Source organism: Caballeronia sp. LZ032 (assembly GCF_031451315.1).
Lineage (GTDB): Bacteria > Pseudomonadota > Gammaproteobacteria > Burkholderiales > Burkholderiaceae > Caballeronia.
Genome location: NZ_JARUXP010000001.1, coordinates 1,952,672 through 1,973,025, shown reverse-complemented (window position 1 = coordinate 1,973,025; position 20,354 = coordinate 1,952,672). Strand labels below are relative to the sequence as shown.

Annotated in this window: 22 protein-coding genes; 8 read left to right on the top strand and 14 right to left on the bottom strand. The window is 64.6% G+C overall.

Translation table 11 applies throughout. The features are described from left to right. Window position 1: 1 nt before the first annotated feature. The 3 genes from QCE69_RS09190 (at window position 2) to QCE69_RS09180 (ending at window position 1,862) form a co-directional block, all read left to right on the top strand. Window positions 2–433, top strand: coding sequence for a group II truncated hemoglobin (locus tag QCE69_RS09190; RefSeq protein ID WP_309930383.1), 432 nt, complete (start codon window positions 2–4; stop codon window positions 431–433). Between the two features lie 104 nt (window positions 434–537). Next, on the top strand, window positions 538–1,269 hold the full coding sequence (locus tag QCE69_RS09185) for an alanyl-tRNA editing protein (protein WP_309930381.1): 732 nt from the start codon (window positions 538–540) through the stop codon (window positions 1,267–1,269). A 44-nt stretch (window positions 1,270–1,313) separates the two neighbouring features. Further along, on the top strand, window positions 1,314–1,862 hold the full coding sequence (locus QCE69_RS09180) for a DUF924 family protein (protein ID WP_309919768.1): 549 nt from the start codon (window positions 1,314–1,316) through the stop codon (window positions 1,860–1,862). A 10-nt stretch (window positions 1,863–1,872) separates the two neighbouring features. On the opposite strand, the gene QCE69_RS09175 is transcribed toward QCE69_RS09180, so the two are convergent. From QCE69_RS09175 to QCE69_RS09130, 10 genes are all read right to left on the bottom strand, one after another. Continuing rightward, a complete protein-coding gene (locus QCE69_RS09175; protein WP_309930380.1) occupies window positions 1,873–2,619 on the bottom strand; it encodes an SDR family oxidoreductase in 747 nt (248 codons plus the stop codon). Window positions 2,620–2,647: 28 nt separating this feature from the next. Beyond that, window positions 2,648–3,232, bottom strand: a complete 585-nt coding sequence (locus tag QCE69_RS09170; protein ID WP_309808903.1) for a TIGR00730 family Rossman fold protein — start codon at window positions 3,230–3,232, stop codon at window positions 2,648–2,650. After that, the gene (locus QCE69_RS09165; RefSeq protein ID WP_309808901.1) at window positions 3,229–3,975 is read right to left on the bottom strand and encodes a TetR/AcrR family transcriptional regulator; all 747 of its coding nucleotides are present in this window, start codon (window positions 3,973–3,975) and stop codon (window positions 3,229–3,231) included. Before QCE69_RS09165 ends, QCE69_RS09170 begins: the two co-directional genes overlap by 4 nt. 139 nt (window positions 3,976–4,114) lie before the next feature. Next, the gene (locus tag QCE69_RS09160; RefSeq protein ID WP_309917141.1) at window positions 4,115–4,687 is read right to left on the bottom strand and encodes a diacylglycerol kinase; all 573 of its coding nucleotides are present in this window, start codon (window positions 4,685–4,687) and stop codon (window positions 4,115–4,117) included. Continuing rightward, window positions 4,684–5,712: a glycosyltransferase family 1 protein gene (locus QCE69_RS09155; RefSeq protein WP_309930379.1), complete on the bottom strand. Its 1,029-nt coding sequence runs from the start codon at window positions 5,710–5,712 to the stop codon at window positions 4,684–4,686. Before QCE69_RS09155 ends, QCE69_RS09160 begins: the two co-directional genes overlap by 4 nt. A 46-nt stretch (window positions 5,713–5,758) precedes the next feature. After that, entirely contained in the window at window positions 5,759–6,769 is a 1,011-nt protein-coding gene (locus QCE69_RS09150) for a UDP-2,3-diacylglucosamine diphosphatase (protein ID WP_309917133.1), read from the bottom strand. Between the two features lie 67 nt (window positions 6,770–6,836). After that, window positions 6,837–7,358 carry an RDD family protein gene (locus QCE69_RS09145; protein WP_309917130.1) on the bottom strand — a complete coding sequence of 174 codons (522 nt, stop codon included), beginning with the start codon at window positions 7,356–7,358 and terminating at the stop codon, window positions 6,837–6,839. Between the two features lie 7 nt (window positions 7,359–7,365). After that, complete coding sequence (locus QCE69_RS09140; RefSeq protein WP_309930377.1) at window positions 7,366–8,124, bottom strand: DUF3106 domain-containing protein; 759 nt, start codon at window positions 8,122–8,124, stop codon at window positions 7,366–7,368. A gap of 42 nt (window positions 8,125–8,166) precedes the next feature. Further along, complete coding sequence (locus tag QCE69_RS09135) at window positions 8,167–8,619, bottom strand: DUF3619 family protein (RefSeq protein ID WP_309917123.1); 453 nt, start codon at window positions 8,617–8,619, stop codon at window positions 8,167–8,169. Beyond that, the gene (locus tag QCE69_RS09130) at window positions 8,616–9,179 is read right to left on the bottom strand and encodes an RNA polymerase sigma factor (protein ID WP_309901837.1); all 564 of its coding nucleotides are present in this window, start codon (window positions 9,177–9,179) and stop codon (window positions 8,616–8,618) included. Before QCE69_RS09130 ends, QCE69_RS09135 begins: the two co-directional genes overlap by 4 nt. Before the next feature lie 437 nt (window positions 9,180–9,616). On the opposite strand from QCE69_RS09130, the gene QCE69_RS09125 reads away from it, so the two are divergent. From QCE69_RS09125 to pssA, 5 genes are all read left to right on the top strand, one after another. After that, window positions 9,617–11,380, top strand: coding sequence for an acetolactate synthase 3 catalytic subunit (locus QCE69_RS09125; RefSeq protein ID WP_309917120.1), 1,764 nt, complete (start codon window positions 9,617–9,619; stop codon window positions 11,378–11,380). Window positions 11,381–11,490: 110 nt separating this feature from the next. Beyond that, complete coding sequence (gene ilvN / locus QCE69_RS09120; protein WP_008341906.1) at window positions 11,491–11,982, top strand: acetolactate synthase small subunit; 492 nt, start codon at window positions 11,491–11,493, stop codon at window positions 11,980–11,982. An 87-nt stretch (window positions 11,983–12,069) separates the two neighbouring features. Further along, window positions 12,070–13,086 (top strand): ketol-acid reductoisomerase, encoded by a 1,017-nt coding sequence (gene ilvC / locus QCE69_RS09115; RefSeq protein ID WP_309808880.1) that lies wholly within the window; start codon window positions 12,070–12,072, stop codon window positions 13,084–13,086. Between the two features lie 106 nt (window positions 13,087–13,192). Beyond that, window positions 13,193–13,837 carry a phosphatidylserine decarboxylase gene (locus tag QCE69_RS09110; RefSeq protein WP_309808878.1) on the top strand — a complete coding sequence of 215 codons (645 nt, stop codon included), beginning with the start codon at window positions 13,193–13,195 and terminating at the stop codon, window positions 13,835–13,837. A gap of 12 nt (window positions 13,838–13,849) precedes the next feature. Next, window positions 13,850–14,716 (top strand): CDP-diacylglycerol--serine O-phosphatidyltransferase, encoded by an 867-nt coding sequence (gene pssA, locus QCE69_RS09105; RefSeq protein WP_309808874.1) that lies wholly within the window; start codon window positions 13,850–13,852, stop codon window positions 14,714–14,716. Between the two features lie 90 nt (window positions 14,717–14,806). On the opposite strand, the gene QCE69_RS09100 is transcribed toward pssA, so the two are convergent. The 4 genes from QCE69_RS09100 to recJ all read right to left on the bottom strand — a co-directional run bounded on the left by QCE69_RS09100 (window position 14,807) and on the right by recJ (window position 20,345). Next, on the bottom strand, window positions 14,807–15,562 hold the full coding sequence (locus tag QCE69_RS09100; protein ID WP_309930376.1) for a glycine zipper 2TM domain-containing protein: 756 nt from the start codon (window positions 15,560–15,562) through the stop codon (window positions 14,807–14,809). A 280-nt stretch (window positions 15,563–15,842) separates the two neighbouring features. Then, window positions 15,843–17,369, bottom strand: a complete 1,527-nt coding sequence (gene lysS / locus QCE69_RS09095; RefSeq protein ID WP_309930375.1) for a lysine--tRNA ligase — start codon at window positions 17,367–17,369, stop codon at window positions 15,843–15,845. An 80-nt stretch (window positions 17,370–17,449) separates the two neighbouring features. Beyond that, a protein-coding gene (prfB, locus tag QCE69_RS09090; RefSeq protein ID WP_309917114.1) for a peptide chain release factor 2 occupies window positions 17,450–18,554 on the bottom strand; the annotation gives its coding sequence in 2 pieces (ribosomal slippage) (window positions 17,450–18,481 and window positions 18,483–18,554; 1,104 coding nt in all). 84 nt (window positions 18,555–18,638) lie between these two features. Further along, window positions 18,639–20,345, bottom strand: coding sequence for a single-stranded-DNA-specific exonuclease RecJ (gene recJ / locus QCE69_RS09085; protein WP_309930373.1), 1,707 nt, complete (start codon window positions 20,343–20,345; stop codon window positions 18,639–18,641). Window positions 20,346–20,354 lie beyond the last annotated feature (9 nt).

The following is a 20,354-nucleotide window of genomic DNA, read 5'->3' as shown; positions in this document are numbered from 1 at the left end:
AATGACCGAAGTCAATTCCTCCTCGTCACCTTCTCCCGAAGACGAAGTCCAGCAGCCGACCGCGTTCGAGCTGATCGGCGGCGAAGAGCGCCTGCGTGCGCTCGTCGACCGCTTCTATGACCTGATGGACCTCGAACCCGAGTTCGCGGGCATCCGCGCGCTGCATCCGCCGACGCTCGACAATTCGCGCAACAAGACCTTCTGGTTCCTGTGCGGCTGGATGGGCGGACCGGATCACTACGTCAGCCGTTTCGGCCATCCGCGACTGCGGGCGCGGCATCTGCCGTTTGCCATCGCGTCGAGCGAGCGCGATCAATGGCTGCGCTGCATGGCCTGGGCGATGGAAGACATCGGCCTCGACGAAGGCTTGCGCGAGCGGCTGCTCACGTCGTTCTTCGACACGGCCGACTGGATGCGCAACCGTCCCGGTTGAATCGCTGGCTTTTGTATCGGTTCGATTGCGCAGGGTGTGCTGCATCATGTCCGCTCGCAGGCGCTCAGGCGTCTCATCCCCGAATACAGCAAGGAAGCACGATCATGGGCACACGCGCGCTATTCCGCGAGGACGCATATCTGACGCACTGCGAGGCGAGGATCACCGCCATCGACGAGCAGGGCATCCAGCTCGATCAAACCGTGTTTTATCCGCTCGGCGGCGGTCAGGCGGGCGATGCGGGCACGCTGACACTTGCGGACGGCACGACGATCGTCATCGCCGATACGCGCAAGGCGAAGTTCGAAGGCGCCACGCCGGACGATGCCGTCCACGTCCCGGCGCCCGATCAGGAAGCGGCGCTGGCCGGCCTGAAGGTCGGCGACACGGTGACGGCGGAAATCGACTGGGCGCAGCGCTACCGGCGCATGCGCCTGCATACGGCGAGTCATCTGATCTGCGCGGTGCTGCCGTATCCGGTGGACGGCTGCAGCATCACGACCGACTACGCGCGCCTCGATCTCGCGACCGTCGAGCCGATCGAGCGGGAAGCGGTCGAAGCGAAGCTGAATGCGTTGATCGGCGGCGCGCATGATGTGCGCACCGAATGGATCACCGACGACGAAATGTCCGCGCGCCCCGAACTCGTACGCACGATGAGCGTGAAGCCGCCGATGGGCCTCGGCCGCGTGCGGCTGCTGCGCATCGACGAGGTGGACTTGCAGCCGTGCGGCGGCACGCATGTGCGCAACACGAACGAAATCGGCGCATTGCGTATCGCGAAGCTGGAGAAGAAGAGCGCGCGCACGCGGCGACTCGTGCTGGAACTCGCCTGAACGTGGCGGACGAAATCGATCCGCGCGCGCAGTCGGTGCTCGACATGTGGTTCGGCGCGCCGGGTTCGGCCGAGTTCGGCACCGATCGCAAGCTGTGGTGGAAAAAAAAGCGCGCGTTCGACGCGCAACTCACCGAGCGCTTCGGCGCACTGCTGGCGAGTGCGCATGAAGAAGGCCTGCGTGAATGGGAGCGCGCGCCGCTTTCGATGCTCGCGCTGATCGTGCTGCTCGACCAGTTCTCGCGCAACTGCTTTCGCAACACGCCGCGCGCGTTCGCCGGCGATGCCCGCGCGCTGTCACTGGCGCGGACTTTGGTGGCAAACGGCGACGACATGCGGCTGCCGAGCGCCTGGCACCGCGCGTTCGCCTACATGCCTTTCGAGCACGACGAATCGATGCCGAGCCAGCACGAAGCGCTGCGCCTCTTCAAGCAGCTGATGGACGAGACCGGCATCTCGTCCTTTCATGAAGCGGCGCAACGGCATGCGGACGTGATCGCGCGCTTCGGGCGCTTTCCGCATCGCAACCGCATTCTCGGACGCGCGACGCTGCCCGAGGAAGAAGCCTGGCTCGCCGCGCACGGCGGCTTCTGAACGCCGCGGCTTAGCGGCCGCCGGTGACGTCGAGAATCGCGCCGGTCACGTACGACGACTCGTCCGACAGCAGCCAGACAATCGATTCACCCACTTCCTCCGCCGTGCCCGCGCGTCCGATCGGCGTCTGCACGCCCAGCACGTGCGCACGATCCGGCTTGCCGCCGCTCGCGTGGATCTCGGTGTCGATGAGACCGGGGCGGATCGCGTTCACGCGCACGCCTTCGCGGCCAAGTTCCTTCGCGAGCCCGAGCGTCAGGGTATCGATGGCGCCTTTGGAGCCTGCGTAATCGACATACTCGTTCGGTCCGCCGAGCCTTGCCGCCGCCGACGACACATTCACCAGCGAGCCGCCGCGGCCGCCGCGCGAGGTGGACAGGCGCCGCGCCGCTTCGCGCGCGCACAGGTACGCGCCGAGCACGTTGATGTCGAAGATGCGCTTCATGCGCGCCACGTCCATGTCGGCGAGCGCGGAGCCGGGCGCGACGATGCCCGCGTTGTTCACCACGCCGTCGAGCGGGCCGAAGGCTTGCTCGGTGGCGTCGAACATGGCGATGACGGAGGCTTCGTCGCTGACATCGCCCGCAATCGCGAGCGCCTTGCCGCCCGCCGCGCTGACCGCCGCGACGGTTTCCTCGGCAGCAGCGGCGTTGGACGCATAGTTCACGCCGACGGACCAGCCGCGCCGGCCGGCGAGCACCGCCGCCGCGCGGCCGATGCCGCGGCTGCCGCCGGTAATCAGGATGACTTTGGACATCGGACGGCTTCCCCTTGAGTTGGAACGTTCAGACGGCGTCGCGCTTCTGGGCCCACTTGTCGTGCACGGGCGGCGTGTAGGCCGCGAGCTTCGCGATCATTTCGTCCGGCCCGGCCGCGACCTGGATGATGTCGAGATAGGGCGCGCGCATGAAGCCTTCCTCGACGGTATGACGCAGCATCGCCATCAGCGGATCGTAGTAGCCGTTCACGTCGAGCAGGCCGACCGGCTTCTGGTGATAACCGAGTTGCGCCCACGTATAGACCTCGAAGAACTCCTCGAAGGTGCCGACGCCACCGGGCATCGCGACGAACGCGTCCGAGAGATCCGCCATCATCTTCTTGCGCTCGTGCATGTCGGGCACGACGTGCAGTTCCGTCAGGTCGGTGTGGCCCACTTCCTTCGCGAGCAGCAGTTCGGGAATCACGCCGACCGCACGGCCGCCGGCGGCGAGCACTTCATCCGCGATCAGGCCCATCAGGCCGACGCGTCCGCCGCCATAGACGAGCGCGAGATCGTTCTTCACGAGTGCCCGGCCGAAGGCCTTGGCTGCTTCGGCATAGACGGGGCGGGCGCCGCTCGCGGAGCCGCAATAGACACATACTGCTTTCATTGCCTGGAATCCTTGGTTTCGTTCTTCGCCGCAGGGAGCGGCGCGGGTGTTTCGTCGCGCGGCGCGCGGAAGTCGGCGAACTCGCGCTTCGGCAGCTTGCCCGAAACGAGGTCGTCGAACAGCTGGCGCGAGCGGCCGCGCAGATACGGCGCCATGATCGAGATGATGTGCTGGCTCGCCTGATGCAGCTCCGCGCGGATCGCTTCCTGGTCGTTGTACTTGCGCGGGTTCATCACGTACTGGTACGACAGCCAGTAGGTGGCGATGACGCCCATGTTGGTCGCGATCACCTGGATTTCCTCGGGCGTCGCGACCATTTCCTGATCGGCGACCAGCGCTTCGCACAGACGGCTCGCGAAGCGCACCTTGTGCGTGATGATCTGCTTGAAGTGCGTTTCGAGCGTGCGGTTGCGCGCCAGCAGGTCGTTGAGATCGCGATACAGGAAACGGTACGTCCAGAGGAAGTCCGCCATGTATTGCAGATACGACCACATCTCGTCGATGGTCGGACGATGGTCGTCCGGAAAGCGCAGCCGCTTTTGAATCTGCTGCTCGAACTGCGCGAAGATGCTGTTGATGATGTCGTCTTTGTTGCGGAAATGGTAGTACAGGTTGCCCGGACTGATTTCCATCTCCTCGGCGATCGTCGTCGTGGTGACGTTCGGCTCGCCGATATCGTTGAACAGTTTCAGCGACAGCTCGAGTATCCGTTCGCGCGTGCGGCGGGGTGGTTTGGCTTCCATGTCGTCCGACCTTGGCAGCGGGCCTGCGGCTCGGAATGAGCATTCGCGCGCGGCTTCCGTTGCTGTTACTGAGAATGTCGGACGATTATAAACCGGCCGTTCGGCCACACCGGACGTGCGCCGCGCGGCAGTCCCTCCGTTACACGATACGCGCGAACCACGCGGATGCAAGCGGCCAGAGAATCAGTCCCCACGTGATCAGGCAAGTGCCGAGCGCGACCATCACGGCCGCGCTGCCGAGATCCTTCGCGCGCTTCGAGAGTTCGTGACGTTCGAGCGAGATGCGATCGATGGCCGCCTCGACGCTCGAATTGAGCAGCTCGACGATCAGCACGAGCAGCACCGAAGCGATCAGCGCCGCGCGTTCCACCGGCGCGACCGGCACGAACAGGCTGCACGGCAGCAGGATCGCGGCGAGCGTCAGTTCCTGGCGAAACGCGCTTTCCTCGCGAATCGCGACCTGGAAACCGTACAGCGAGTTCTTCATCGCGTGCCACGCGCGCGTCACGCCGCGATTGCCCTTGTACGGATTGAAGGGCAGGTCGTCGGGGCTCAGGGGTTCGCGGGTCGGTGGGCTTGCGCCATTCGCGCCGTTCGCGCCGTTGAGCGGGTTCGACGTGTCGTCCCGGTCGTCGTCGATTTCGTCGTCGAACGGATCGCGTACGGACGCGTTCGCTTCGGCATGTTCCCGCGGCGCCGCGCGTCGCGTCATGCGGCCGCCTGCTCGGAGGTCGCGCGCGGTCCGAAATGACGCAGATGCGAGGCGAACTGTTCCGACGCCGCGCGCCACGAGAAGCGCTCGGCCCATGCGCGTGCATCGCTGCGCTCGATCTTCAGCGCCTGCAAGCAGGCTTCGCGCAGGTCGTCGTTCAGCGCGCCGGGACCTTCGGTGCCGAGCACGTCGATCGGACCCGTCACCGGATAGGCCGCGACCGGCGTGCCGCAGGCCATCGCTTCGAGCAGCACGAGGCCGAAGGTGTCGGTGCGGCTCGGGAACACGAAGACGTCGGCGGCGGCGTAGACCTTCGCCAGTTCCGGCTGCGACAGCACGCCGAGGTAGTTCACGTTGGTGTATTTCGACTTCAGCTCGGCGAGCGCCGGACCTTCGCCCGCCACCCACTTCGAACCGGGCAGGTCGAGCTTGAGGAACGCCTCGACGTTCTTCTCCACCGCCACGCGTCCTACATACAGGAAGATCGGCCGCGCGGTGTTGAGGACCTTCGAGTCCATCGGCTGGAAGATGTCGAGATCGACGCCGCGCGTCCACAGCACGACGTTCGTGAAGCCGTAGCGTTCGAGGTCGCTGCGCACCACCGGCGTGGGCGCCATGACCGCCTGCGACGGCTTGTGGAACCAGTGCAGGAAGCGATACGTCAGCGCCAGCGGAATGCCGAAGCGCGCCTTCACGTATTCGGGGAATCGCGTGTGATAGGCCGTCGTGAAAGGCAGCTTGTGACGCTTCGCATAAGCGCGTGCGGCGAGACCGAGCGGGCCTTCCGTTGCGATGTGCAGCGCATCCGGCTCGAACGCGTCGATGCGCTCCGCGACGCGGCGGCCCGGCATCAGCGAGAGGCGGATTTCAGGGTACGTGGGGCAGGGAATCGTCCGGAATTCGAGCGGCGTGAGCAACTCCACGCGATGTCCGAGCGCGGTGAGTTCCTTCGTCGTCTGCGTGAGCGTGCGCACGACGCCGTTGACCTGCGGCTGCCATGCGTCGGTAACGATCATGATTTTCATCGGTTCGGCCCTGAGTTGATGTCGCTTGAAGGTTTCGGCGCGGAGTTCAGACCGTCGCGCGCGCCCGCGTGGCGCGCTGCGAAGGCGAGCGCATGACGGTCCAGTAGACGATCTTCAGTTCACCGTCGTAAGTCTCGACGAGCGCCGACAGGCTCTCGACCCAGTCGCCGTCGTTGCAGTAGAGAACGCCGTCGATGTCGCGGATCTCGGCCTTGTGGATGTGTCCGCAGACGACGCCGTCGCAGCCGCGGCGACGCGCTTCGTCGGTCATCACCTTCTCGAACTGGGAGATGAAGTTGACGGCGTTCTTCACCTGGTGCTTCAGGTATTGCGACAGCGACCAGTAATTGAAGCCGAACTTCGTGCGCACGCGATTGAACCAGCGGTTCAGCAGCAGGATCATCGTGTAGGCGGTGTCGCCGAGATAGGCGAGCCACTTTGCATGCTGGATCACGCCGTCGAAGAGATCGCCGTGCACGATCCACAGGCGCTTGCCGGCGAGCGTCGTGTGGAACGCTTCGCCGCGCACGTGGATGTCGCCGAACGCGAGGTCGCAGAACTGGCGCGCGGCTTCGTCGTGATTGCCGGGAATGTAGATGACCTGGGTGCCCTTGCGCGCCTTGCGCAGGATCTTCTGCACGACATCGTTGTGCGCCTGCGGCCAGAACCAGCCCTTGCGCAACTGCCAGCCGTCGATGATGTCGCCGACCAGGTACAGGTACTCGGACTCGTGATGGCGCAGGAAGTCGAGCAGATAAGGCGCCTGGCAGCCGCCGGAGCCGAGATGGATGTCCGACAGCCAGATGGTGCGATAGCGCTGGGGCGCGTCGGTGGAGTCGTCGCTATCGTCCTCGTGGCGGGACGATGCGAGACGCGGATCGACATGGCCCGACGACGCGCCGGCCGAGGCGGAGGGCGGTGAGTCGGTGGATTCGGAACGCAGGGTGGGTCCGGCGCGAAACTCGCCGTTGCCGAAGCGAAGAGGGAACGACGTCAGTTCAACAGGCGGCTCGATTGCCGGGCGGACAGACGAGTGGTAGGCCATTGGCTCGCGCATCGGGTTTCGGTATGCGCATTGCGCCATGCGGCCATTACCGAGCCGTGACAGTCACGAGAAGTTCTTATTACTTGACAACAGCCTGGGCTGTGACGATGCGCGTGCCGGCGAGCCGGTCATGCAGGAACTGCCGCGCCGGATCGAGGCGCACGGCGGCGGCCCACAGGACGATCCACGCGGCGAAGACCGCGAGCGTCTGGGGCACGGCGAGGGAGAAGAGCGGATGCAGCGCGAGCGGCGGCAGGAACCAGAGCCAAGCGAGCACGTAGCGCGCGAAGGCACGGCCGGGCCGAAGGGGCTGACCGCGCGTATCGACGAGCTTGAGGCGCCAGGTTTTCATCGGCAGGGTCTGGCCGCCGTGGGTCCAGAAGTACACGAAATACGCGGCGAGCACGATGCCGATCCACGCCATCAGCCAGTTGTGATGCGTGAGGCCGTTGCGTTGCTGCGTGAGCGTGCTGAACAGATAACCGGCGATGAACACCACGCCGAACAGGATGACGCTCTCGTAGAGCATCGTGGCGAGCCGCCGGCGCAGCGTGGGCGCTCGCAGCGGGTCGGCGGCGGGGCTTACGGGCGGGGCGCTCACGAGCCGCTCACGAGCCGTTGTACATCGAAGGCGCCTGTTGCGGCGACACGGGAATGGGCGTGGCCGGCGCGATGCTCGCGGCATTCGGAATGGCCGGCTGGGCGGGTGCGCCAGACGCGGCCGCCGCGGTGGCTGACGCCGCCGAGCCGCCTTCCGGATGAGCGCCGGCGTGACCCTGTTCGCGCGCGGTGACGATCCGGTTGATGTCCTTCACTTCGGTCTTGCCGGTGGGCGGCGCGGAAACGACATTGCCGCGGCGCGTGCGCTCGCTCGCCGCCAGCTTCTTCTTCTGCTCCTCGGACAACTTCTGGTAGGCGTCCCAGGCCTTCTCGCGCTTCTCCAGCGGCACCGATTTCGACACCTGGTAGTTTTCGCGTGCGACCTTGCGCTGGTCGGGCGTGAGGCGCACCCATTCTTCCATGCGCTGATGCAGATGCTTCTGCGCCTCCGGCGACATGCGATGAAACCGCGAGGCGATCTTGAGCCACTTCTGCTTGCGTTCGTCGGAGAAGGAGTCCCACTGCGTGGCGAACGGCGCGAGCGCGACGCGTTGCGCGTCGGTGAGATGATTCCAGGAAAGCGGGCTGGTGGAGGCGGGCGCCGCGGCGCTGCCGTCCGGCGACGTGGCCGAACCGCCTACCGGCGTGGCGGCGGCCGAGGGCGCGGCGGGAGTAGCGGAGTAGAAGCGCGGATAGGTTGCGGCGAACGCGACCAGTCCCGCAATCGCGCAACCAAAGACAATCGCGAGACCGCGCTTGTAACTCACCCGAAAATTCCCCCGCTTGGTTCAGTGCTGCTGGTTCAGTGCTTAGTGATTGCGCGTCAGGTATGCGTTGAAGCCGTGGTCCAGATAGGCGTCGATGGGCAGGCTGTCGCTCATCATGGCGGCGTCGATCTCGGCCAGTTCCGCGCGCCGCTGCTGGTCTTCCCAGTACGCGATGCCGGCCATGCCGATGATCAGGGCCGCCAGCGGCCACGCAAGACCCAGGCCGCCCAGCCGCGCGAACAGGCCGCGCGTGCGGCGTTCCTCGCCGGAGCCGCCGCTGGTCAGCGTGGCGCCCGCGCCGGCCAAGGCCGGCGTGAACGCGGGTGCGCTGATGGCCACGGCCACTTTCTCGGGCTTCTTGCGGGCGATCGCCGCGCGGCGGGCGTCCCGCAGCCGGTCGACGGTGGCAGTGGGAAGACCGGCGGTGTTTTCATCGAGTGCGCGGGCGATCTTCAGCGCAAACTCGTTTTCCTTCGTTTCAAGTGCGGAACTCATAGCGTGATCCCTTTGGCTTTCAGGGCTTGAGCGAGAGCGTGCGTAGCGCGGGAGCAATGTGTCTTCACGCTGCCCTCGGAGCAACCCATCGCGGCGGCCGTCTCGGCGACATCCATGTCCTCCCAGTAACGCATGAGAAAAGCTTCTCGTTGACGCGCGGGCAGTTTCTGGATCTCGGCGTCGATCAGATTGAGGACCTGCTCGCGCTCCAGCTGGTTCTCGCTGCTTTCGCTGCCGACCGCGCCGTCTCCGGATTCGAAGGTTTCGAGCGGGTCGAATTCGTCGTCGTCGGCGTTGCCGAAGGACGAAAACAGGCTGATCCAGGTGTTGCGCACCTTCTGGCGACGAAAATGATCGTGCGTCGCATTCTGGAGAATACGCTGGAATAAAAGCGGAAGCTCGGAGGGTGGCCGGTCGCCGTACTTTTCGGCCAGCTTGATCATCGCCTCCTGGACGACGTCCAGCGCCGCGTCGTCATCGCGAACGGTGTACACGGTCTGCTTGAACGCGCGTCTTTCGACGCCCGCCAGGAAGTCGGCGAGTTCCTTGTCTGAGGCCATCCGTTGGGACCCGGGGCAACGAATCTGCGTCTGCAGTTGCGTCCGGGTTGCGTCGGTGAGGGATCGTGGAGTTCTGGGAAAACCTGCGAATGCTAGCAAATTTTCGTGGAATCCGGAGCTTTGGGGATGTTTTGTTGCGGTTCCTGACGCTCGACCGGTGGTTTGCGCGTGCGGCCGGAACAATCGTGTGCGATGACCGCTGCATGCAGCGGCTTGAAAGATTTTCGCAAGCGCGCGGCCGAAGCGGAAACTTTTTACTTGACCCGCCCGTTGCGCCGCTGTTACATTTTCTGACTCGCATCATCCAGTGAAATGTCTGCTTTGAGGCGAGCCCAAGAAGCACGCCTGTCAAACCTAGACGCGCCGCTTGAACCCGAGCCACAAGCCCGGTAGAGAGCACCCGATCAATTTTTTGCCGAAAATTCGAAAGGTGATGAATGAACATGCCCAGCGCGGAATTCTCCACGTCGGATACGACCCCCTCCACAGAAGCTGACTCCATCGGCGGCACCGTGCTCATGCGCGCCCTGGCCGATGAAAACGTCGAATTCATCTGGGGCTATCCCGGCGGCTCGGTACTCTACATCTACGACGAGCTGTACAAGCAGGACCAGATCCAGCACATCCTCGTGCGCCACGAGCAGGCCGCCGTCCATGCCGCCGACGCGTATTCGCGTTCCACCGGCAAAGTCGGCGTGTGCCTCGTGACCTCCGGCCCGGGCGTCACCAATGCCGTCACCGGCATCGCCACGGCCTACATGGATTCCATTCCGCTCGTCGTCATCAGCGGCCAGGTGCCCACCGCGGCCATCGGCCTCGACGCTTTCCAGGAATGCGACACCGTCGGCATCACGCGTCCGTGCGTGAAGCACAACTTCCTCGTGAAGGACGTGCGCGACCTGGCCGAAACCGTCAAGAAAGCGTTCTACATCGCCCGTACCGGCCGTCCCGGCCCGGTGCTGATCGACATTCCGAAGGACGTGTCGAAGGCGCCGTGCAAGTACGAGCCGGTCAAGAGCGTCTCGCTGCGTTCCTACAATCCGGTCACCAAGGGCCATTCGGGCCAGATTCGCAAGGCAGTGCAATTGCTGCTGTCGGCGAAGCGCCCGTACATCTACACCGGCGGCGGCATCATCCTGGCCGACGCGTCGCGCGAACTGAACCAGTTCGCCGACCTGCTCGGCTATCCCGTCACCAACACGCTGATGGGCCTCGGCGGCTATCGTGCGTCGGACAAGAAGTTCCTCGGCATGCTCGGCATGCACGGCACGTACGAAGCCAACATGGCGATGCAGAACTGCGACGTGCTGATCGCCATCGGCGCGCGTTTCGACGACCGCGTGATTGGCGACCCGAAGCATTTCGCGTCCTCGCCGCGCAAGATCATCCATATCGACGTCGATCCGTCATCCATTTCCAAGCGCGTGAAGGTGGACATTCCCATCGTCGGCGACGTGAAGGAAGTGCTGAAGGATCTCATCGAGCAGCTGCAGCACGCCGAGCACGGCCCGGACACGGCGGCGCTCAAGACGTGGTGGGACGAGATTGAAGGCTGGCGCGCGAAGGACTGCCTCGCCTACGACCGCAAGAGCGACATCATCAAGCCGCAGTACGTGGTCGAGAAGCTCTGGGAACTCACCGACGGCAATGCCTTCGTGTGCTCGGACGTCGGCCAGCATCAGATGTGGGCCGCGCAGTTCTACCCGTTCAACAAGCCGCGCCGCTGGATCAACTCGGGCGGCCTGGGCACCATGGGCTTCGGCCTGCCGGCGGCGATGGGCGTGAAGATGGCCTATCCGGACGACGAAGTGGTCTGCATCACCGGCGAAGGCTCCATCCAGATGTGCATCCAGGAGCTCTCGACGTGCAAGCAGTACAACACGCCCGTCAAGATCATCTCGCTGAACAACCGCTATCTCGGCATGGTGCGCCAGTGGCAGCAGATCGAATACAAGAAGCGCTACTCCAGTTCGTACATGGACGCGCTGCCTGACTTCGTGAAGCTGGCCGAAGCGTTCGGCCACGTCGGCATCCGTGTCGAAAAGACGGCGGACGTCGAGCCGGCGCTGAAGGAAGCGCTGCGTCTCAAGGATCGCACCGTATTTCTCGACTTCCAGACCGATCCCACCGAAAACGTATTTCCGATGGTGCAAGCCGGCAAAGGCATCACGGAAATGCTGCTCGGGTCTGAGGATCTTTAACGCGGGTTTGCCTCGCGAGGCTCGTGCGCGCCTGTCTTCACAAAGGACATGCGCCGCGCGCGGGTTTTTCGGGCAGGCGCCATTCTGGAAACACATCGGGAAACACGAACATGAAACACATCATCTCCGTTCTGCTGGAAAACGAACCGGGCGCGTTATCGCGCGTCGTGGGACTGTTTTCGGCACGCGGCTATAACATCGAAACGCTGACGGTGGCGCCGACCGAAGACAGCTCGCTGTCGCGGCTGACCATCGTCTCGATTGGCTCGGACGACGTGATCGAACAAATCACGAAGCACCTGAACCGCCTGATCGAGGTGGTGAAAGTGGTCGACCTGACAGAGGGCGCCCACATCGAGCGCGAGCTGATGCTCATCAAGGTCAGGGCGGTCGGCAAGGAACGCGAAGAGATGAAGCGCATGGCGGACATTTTCCGCGGCCGCATCATCGACGTGACCGAAAAGACCTACACGATGGAACTGACCGGCGCGTCCGACAAGCTCGACGCGTTCATCCAGGCGCTCGACGCCACGGCGATCCTCGAAACGGTTCGCACGGGCAGCTCCGGCATCGGCCGGGGCGAGCGCATCCTCAAGGTGTAACGGCGGGTATAACGGCGCGGCTCATCTCTTCAGCAGCACACGTAGCGCAACCTATTTCAACGCATCATCAGGACTCAAGGAACCACCATGAAAGTTTTCTACGACAAGGACGCCGACCTCTCCCTCATCAAGGGCAAGCAAGTCACCATCATCGGTTATGGCTCGCAAGGCCATGCACACGCGCTGAACCTGAAGGAAAGCGGCGTGAACGTGACGGTCGGCCTGCGCAAGGGCGGCGCATCGTGGAGCAAGGCCGAGAACGCCGGCCTCAAGGTGAAGGAAGTGGGCGAAGCCGTGAAGGGCGCGGACGTCGTCATGATGCTCCTGCCCGACGAGCAGATCGCCGAGGTGTACAAGAACGAAGTGCACGCCAACGCCAAGGAAGGCGCGGCGCTGGCCTTCGCGCACGGCTTCAACGTGCATTACGGCCAGGTGATCCCGCGCGCGGACCTCGACGTCATCATGATCGCGCCGAAGGCCCCGGGCCACACCGTGCGCGGCACGTACCAGCAAGGCGGCGGCGTGCCGCACCTGATCGCCGTGGCGCAGGACAAGTCGGGTTCGGCACGCGATGTCGCGCTGTCGTACGCGGCGGCCAACGGCGGCGGCCGTGCCGGCATCATCGAAACGAACTTCCGTGAAGAAACCGAAACCGACCTGTTCGGCGAGCAGGCGGTGCTGTGCGGCGGTACGGTCGACCTGATCAAGGCCGGTTTCGAAACGCTGGTGGAAGCGGGCTACGCGCCGGAAATGGCGTACTTCGAGTGCCTGCACGAGCTGAAGCTGATCGTCGACCTGATCTACGAAGGCGGCATCGCGAACATGAACTACTCGATCTCGAATAACGCCGAATATGGCGAGTACGTGACGGGTCCGCGCATCATCACCGAAGACACGAAGAAGGTGATGAAGGAAGTCCTGAAGGACATCCAGACCGGCGAGTACGCGAAGAGCTTCATCATCGAGAACCGCGCCGGCGCGCCGACGCTGCAATCGCGCCGCCGCATCACGGCCGAGCACCAGATCGAACAGGTTGGTGCAAAGCTGCGCGCGATGATGCCGTGGATCGCCAAGAACAAGCTGGTCGACCAGTCGAAGAACTAAGGTCTTTCGCCAGTCACGCTTCTTGCTGCCTCAAAAGCCGTCCGGACGCCCTTGGCGCCGGGCGGCTTTTGTTATCCTACGGTTTTCAAAAATACAGAACCCGTTCATGAACTATCCTCATCCGATCATCGCCCGCGAAGGCTGGCCGTTCATCGCCATTGCGGCTGTCGTCGCCATCCTCGTGCAGGCGATGGGCGGCTTGGGCTTCGCCTGGATCTTCTGGCTGATCGTGATTTTCGTCGTCCAGTTCTTCCGCGATCCGGCGCGTCCCATTCCCTCGCAGGCCAACGCCGTGCTGTGTCCGGCCGACGGCCGCATCGTCGCCGTGGAAACCACGCATGATCCGTATGCTGGCCGCGAGGCGCTCAAGATCAGCGTGTTCATGAACGTGTTCAACGTGCATTCGCAACGCTCGCCGGTGGACGGCGCCATCACCAAGGTGCAGTACTTCCCGGGCGCGTATCTGAACGCGGCCGTCGACAAGGCTTCCACCGAGAACGAGCGCAATGCTGTCGTGCTGCAGACGGCTGCCGGTCATACGGTGACGTCGGTGCAGATCGCCGGTCTGATCGCGCGACGCATCCTGTGCTACGTGCATGTCGGCGAACCGCTCACGCGCGGTCAGCGCTACGGTTTCATCCGCTTCGGCTCGCGGGTCGATGTCTATCTGCCGGTGGGAAGCCGTCCGCGCGTGTCGATCGGCGAGAAGGTTTCGGCCTCGTCGACGATCCTCGCCGAGTTCGCGGAATAACGCGGAGGTTCCATGGCGGCATTCAAACCGCGCCGTAACCGCGTGAACGGCGCTTCGCCGCGCGCGTTCCGCCGCAACAAGGCCGTGCAGGACGTGGGCGTCGTCGAGACGCGCCGCGCCAAGCGGCAGCAGTTCCTCAAGAAGCGCGGCATTTATCTCCTGCCGAACGCGTTCACCACGGCCGCGCTGTTTTGCGGCTTCTTCGCCGTCGTGCAGGCGATGAACGTGCGCTTCGAGATTGCGGCCATCGCCATTTTCGTCGCGATGGTGCTCGACGGCATGGACGGCCGCGTCGCCCGCATGACGCACACGCAGAGTGCGTTCGGCGAGCAGTTCGACAGTCTTTCCGACATGGTGTCGTTCGGCGTCGCGCCGGCGCTCGTGATGTACGAGTGGGTGCTGAAGGATCTCGGCCGCTGGGGCTGGCTTGCGGCATTCGTGTATTGCTCGGGCGCGGCGCTGCGGCTCGCGCGCTTCAATACGAATGTCGGCGTGGTCGACAAGCGCTACTTCCAGGGCTTGCCTTCGCCGGCGGCGGCGGCGCTGATCGCCGGCTTCGTGTGGCTCGCCACCGATAACCGCGTGCCGCTCAAACTCGTGTGGCTGCCGTGGGTGGCGTTCGCGCTCACCATCTATGCAGGCGTCACGATGGTGTCGAATGCGCCGTTCTACAGCGGCAAGGCGCTCGACGTGCGCTATCGCGTGCCGTTTGCAGGCGTGCTGCTGGTGGTGGTGGCGTTCGTGCTGGTGTCGTCGGATCCGCCGGTGATGCTGTTCTGCCTGTTCGTGCTGTATGGCTTTTCGGGCTATATCTGGTGGGGCTATCTCGCGATGCGCGGGCGGCAGAATCCGGCGCGCAGTTCGCAGCGGGATCATTAGAACCTTCTGCGTCTTCATGCGAAAAGGCGGCAACCGTGAGGTGTGCCGCCTTTTTGCATTTCCGGTGCTGGCTCGGTCAATTCACTGCGGTCAACCTGCGACCAGCGTGCCGTTCTCGACTCGCACGCGCTGACCCTGGCCAAACGGCGGCGCGTTCTTATAGGTGAAATAGCGCGTGTGGCCGTTCTCCATGCGCACGCGGACCGAATAATCGGTTTCGCTGCGAACGTGCTTCTCGACCGAGTTGCCGGCCAGACCGCCGCCGAGCGCGCCGAGCAGGGTCATCGCAGTGCGGCCGCCGCCGCGCCCGAACTGGTTGCCGACGACACCGCCCGCCACAGCGCCGCCGACCGCGCCAATCCCCGTGCCATGGCCTTCGCGCTTGACGGCGGAGATGGCTTCGACGGTGCCACACGTCGAGCAATAGGCCGGGTGTTGCGGCGGTTGCTGTGCGTAGGACGGTTGAGCGGGCTGCGGCTGTTGCTGGGCGGCTTGTTGAGCGGCTCGCTGTTGCGCTGCTTGCTGAGCGGCTTGCTGAGCAGCTTGTTGCTGCGCGGCTTGTTGCTCGGCAGCCTGCTGCTGTGCCGCGGCCGATTGCTGCGTCGAGCTGGGCGCTGCCGAGTCGACCACAGGCTGCTGAGCGACCGCAGCCGATTGCGTCTGCGGATTCTGCGCCGAGTTGCTGGTTGCCTTCGGGAAGAGTCCGGTCATGGCCGCCGTGGCCACGAGGCTGGCGACGATCACCGCGCCCGCCGCTGTCGCGATGAGCGGATGCAGACGCCGCTGCGGCGGCTGCGCGCCGCTCGAAGCGGGCGAGGTGCTGAATTTATTCGTCCCGTTATCCATCTTTTGAACCTCCTCTCGAGGCAATGTGTTGCGGCAGGGCCGACTGTCACGGTCATTGTCGGGCAAACCCGGATTCTTCGCTTTTTCGGGTTGTAACAATTTCGCGGAATCGCACGGCAAGAAGAAAAGCACAACGGATGCCAGCCTGAAAGGCCTTCAGCAAAGGGACGGCTGCGAGGGATGGCTTGAAACTTTTACCCGCAGTAACAGAAAAGCGTTCAGACGAAAAAAAAGCGCGCCCGGACGGGGCGCGCTTCGAGGCCGCAAAAAGCAAGAAGAATCAGTCTTCGCGACGCAGATGCGGGAACAGGATGACGTCGCGAATGCTGGGGCTGTCGGTGAGCAGCATCACCAGACGATCGATGCCGATCCCGCAGCCGCCTGTCGGCGGCATGCCGTATTCGAGCGCGCGGATGTAGTCGGCGTCGAAATACATGGCTTCCTCGTCGCCGGCGTCCTTCTGGTCGACCTGCTTCTGGAAGCGCGCGGCCTGGTCTTCCGGATCGTTCAGCTCCGAGAAGCCATTGGCGATTTCACGGCCCGTGATGAACAGCTCGAAACGCTCGGTGATGCCCGCAACCGAATCCGACGCGCGCGCGAGCGGCGACACTTCGATCGGGTAATCGACGATATAGGTCGGCTCCCACAACTGCGATTCCGCCGTCTCTTCGAACAGCGCCAGTTGCAGCGAACCGACTCCGGCATTCAAAAAGGCCGGCTGCGAAGTATCGACGCCGAACTTCTTCAGTTCCGTGCGCAGGAATGCGCCGTCCGTCAGTTGCGCGTCGGTGTACTGCGGCGCGTACTTCTGGATGGCCTGATTGATCGTCAGCCGATGGAACGGCTTCGCCAGATCCAGTTCGCGCCCCTGATACGTGATGGTCGCGGTGCCGAGCGCATCGATGGCTGCCTGGCGGATCAGCTGTTCGGTGAAGTCCATCAGCCAGCGGTAATCCGTGAAGGCCGCGTAAAACTCCATCATCGTGAATTCCGGATTGTGACGCGGCGACACGCCTTCGTTCCGGAAGTTACGGTTGATCTCGAACACGCGCTCGAAGCCGCCGACGATCAGCCGCTTCAGATACAGCTCCGGCGCGATGCGCAGGAACATTTGCATGTCGAGCGCATTGTGATGCGTGACGAAGGGCTTGGCCGCCGCGCCGCCCGGAATCGGGTGCAGCATCGGCGTTTCGACTTCCATGAAGTTGGCCTGCGCCATGAAGTTGCGGATCGACGTGACGGCCTTGGTGCGCGCCATGAAGGTCTGGCGCGATTCCGGCGTGACGATCAGGTCCACATAACGCTGGCGATAGCGCGTTTCCTGGTCGGCGAGGCCATGGAACTTGTCGGGCAGCGGACGCAGCGCTTTCGACAGCAGGCGCAGTTCCGTGCAGCGCACCGACAGTTCGCCCTTGTTGGTGCGGAACAGCACGCCCTTGGCGGCGATGATGTCGCCCAGGTCCCACTTCTTGAAGGCGTCGTAGGTTTCGGCGCCGACATCGGCGGGCGTGATGAAGAACTGGATCTGGCCGCTGCCGTCCTGAACCGTGGCGAAGCTCGCCTTGCCCATCACGCGCTTGAGCATCATCCGTCCGGCCAGCGCGACGGGCAGGGGATTCGCCTCGAGCGCGTCCTTGTCGGTGTCGGCATAGCCGGCTTGCAGCGCGGCGGCCTGGTGCGTCGGACGGAAGTCGTTCGGATAGGCGACGCCCTGCTCGCGTAGCGCGCGCAGTTTCTCGCGCCGCTCGGCCATGATCTGGTTTTCTTCCAGTTCGGGAGCGGCGCCCGGTTGAGTCGGTTCGGTCATGATGGTGTGGCTTGAATATGAGGCAAAGGCGCAGCGAAACGAACGCGGCGCGGCCGCAAAGCCGCGCCGCTTGGGGCAGGTCAGACGCCCTGTTTCAGGCTCGCGCTGATGAAGTCGTCGAGGTCGCCGTCGAGCACGGCGCGCGTGTTGCTCATTTCGACGCTCGTGCGCAGGTCCTTCACGCGGCTCTGGTCGAGCACGTAGGAGCGGATCTGATGGCCCCAGCCCACGTCGGTCTTGCTCGATTCGAGCTTGTCCTGTTCGGCCTGGCGCTTGCGCATCTCGAACTCATAGAGACGCGCCTTCAGCATCTGCATGGCTTCCGCGCGGTTGCGGTGCTGCGAGCGGTCGTTCTGGCACTGCACGACGATGCCGGTCGGCGCATGCGTGAGACGCACGGCGGAGTCGGTCTTGTTGATGTGCTGGCCGCCCGCGCCCGACGCGCGATACGTGTCCGTGCGGATGTCGGCGGGATTGATCTCGATCTCGATGGAATCGTCGATTTCCGGATACACGAACACCGACGAGAACGACGTATGCCGTCCGCCCGACGAATCGAACGGCGACTTGCGCACCAGCCGGTGAATGCCGGTTTCCGTGCGCAGATAGCCGTAGGCGTACTCGCCCTCGACCTTGATGGTCGCGCTCTTGATGCCGGCGACGTCGCCTTCGGATTCTTCCAGCACTTCGGTCTTGAAGCCCTTGCGCTCGCAGTAGCGCAGGTACTGGCGCAGCAGCATGGACGCCCAGTCGCAGGCCTCGGTGCCGCCGGCGCCGGCCTGGATGTCGATGAAGCAGTTGTTCGGGTCGGCCGGGTTGGAGAACATCCGGCGGAATTCCATGTCCTCGACGCGCACCCGCAGGGCGTCGGCATCGGCTTCGGACGCGACCAGCGTGTCCTCGTCCTCTTCCTCGCGCGCCATCTCGAAGAGTTCGTTGGCGTCGCTCAGGTCGCTGTCGAGCGCGGTGAGCGTCGAGACGACGCCGTCGAGCAGCTTCTTTTCACGACCGAGCGCCTGGGCGTTCTTCGAGTCGTTCCAGACGTTCGGATCTTCGAGTTCCTTGTTGACTTCGGCTAGACGCGCGGACTTGGCGTCGTAGTCAAAGATACCCCCGTAGCTCGCCCGCGCGACGGCGCAGGTCGGCCAGAAGGCTTTCGATCGCGTTGAGACGTTCCGCTTCCATTGTCGATCTTCGGCTTCGTAAAAAGAGCAAATTATAGCCGATCGACCGCGTTTTCCCGTGCGGGACCGGCCGTGGAGGCCGTTTTCAGCCCGCGTGCTCGACAATCAATTGCACCCGCGCGACGCCATTCCACGAATCGCTGACGAGCCGGTACGCGACGGTCGCGCGCGGCGGCAGCGGATCGACGTGGTTGAACCAGATCGCGTTGAAACGCTGGCGGCCGCGCAGCAGCGAGAGCTTCAGGTGCTTGTCCTTCACGAGCGCCTGCGAGGCGACTTCGAATTCGCCGGAGAAAGTGGGCGCCGGAAAGCCCTGGCCCCACACGGCGGCGTCGAGCATTTCGACGAACTGCGGCGTGAAGTAAGCGTCCTCCAGTTCGCCGTCGGTTTCGACGGTGCGCGCAAGCGCGTCCGCGGTCAGCCATTCACGGCCGACTGCTTCGAACGCGGCGGTGAAGCGCGGGATGTCGGCGGTGGCGAGCGTGAGGCCCGCGGCCATCGCGTGGCCGCCGAACTTGTGGATCAGGCCAGGCTCGCGCTTGCTGATGAGATCCACGGCATCGCGCAGATGAAACCCCGGGATCGAACGGCCGGAGCCCTTGCAGAGCACGCCGCTGTCGTCGGCGTGGGCGAACGTGAACGACGGCCGGTGAAAGCGTTCCTTCAGCCGCCCCGCGACGATCCCGATCACGCCCTGATGCCAGCTCGCGTCGTAGAGCGTGAGCGTCGCGCGCTCGCCGCAATCGAGCGTCTGCAGTTCGGCCAGCGCCTGCTGCTGCATGCCGGCTTCGATTTCCCGGCGTTCGCGGTTCATGCCGTCGAGTTGCTGCGCGAGTTCCCAGGCGCGGCCGATGTCGTCGGTGGTCAGGCATTCGATGCCGAGCGACATGTCCGACAACCGGCCCGCCGCATTCAGGCGCGGCCCGAGCGCGAAGCCGAGATCGAAGCCCGAGGCGGTGCGCGCGTCGCGGGCGGCGGCGCGGAACAGCGCCGCGATGCCCGGCTGCATGCGCCCCGAGCGGATCCGCTTGAGGCCTTGCGCGACCAGGATGCGATTGTTGCAGTCGAGCTTCACGACATCGGCGACGGTGCCGAGCGCGACCAGATCGAGCAGGCCGTCGAGGCGCGGTTCGGGCACATCCTGATTCTGATACGTACCGCGGCGGCGCAGTTCGGCGCGCAACGCAAGCAGCACGTAGAACATCACGCCGACGCCCGCCAGGCACTTGCTCGGAAACACGCAGCCCGGCTGGTTCGGATTGACGATCGCGCGCGCGGCGGGAAGTTCGTCGCCGGGCAGGTGATGATCGGTCACGAGCACGTCGATGCCGAGCGCGTTCGCGGCCGCGACGCCGTCCACGCTGGCAATGCCGTTGTCGACCGTGATCAGCAGTTCGGGCAGGCCAGACGCCGAGCGCGCCGCCAGGTCGACGATTTCCGGCGTCAGCCCGTAGCCATACTCGAAGCGGTTCGGCACCAGATAGTCGATGTTCGCGCCGAACATGCGCATGCCGCGCACGGCCACGGCGCAGGCGGTGGCGCCGTCGCAGTCGTAGTCCGCGACGACCAGCATGCGTTTGCCCGCTTCGAGCGCGTCGGCGAGCACGACGGCGGCGTCGTCGCAACCCTTGAGGCCGGCGGGCGGATGCAGGCGCTTGAACTCGGTTTCCACTTCGTCGGGCGTGCGCACGCCGCGCGCCGCGTACAGCCGGGCGATGACGGGATGCAGCCCGTGGCGCGCGAGCGCTTCGGCATCGGCGGGGGAGGCGGCACGGGTAACGATTCGCGTCATTCGGAAAAG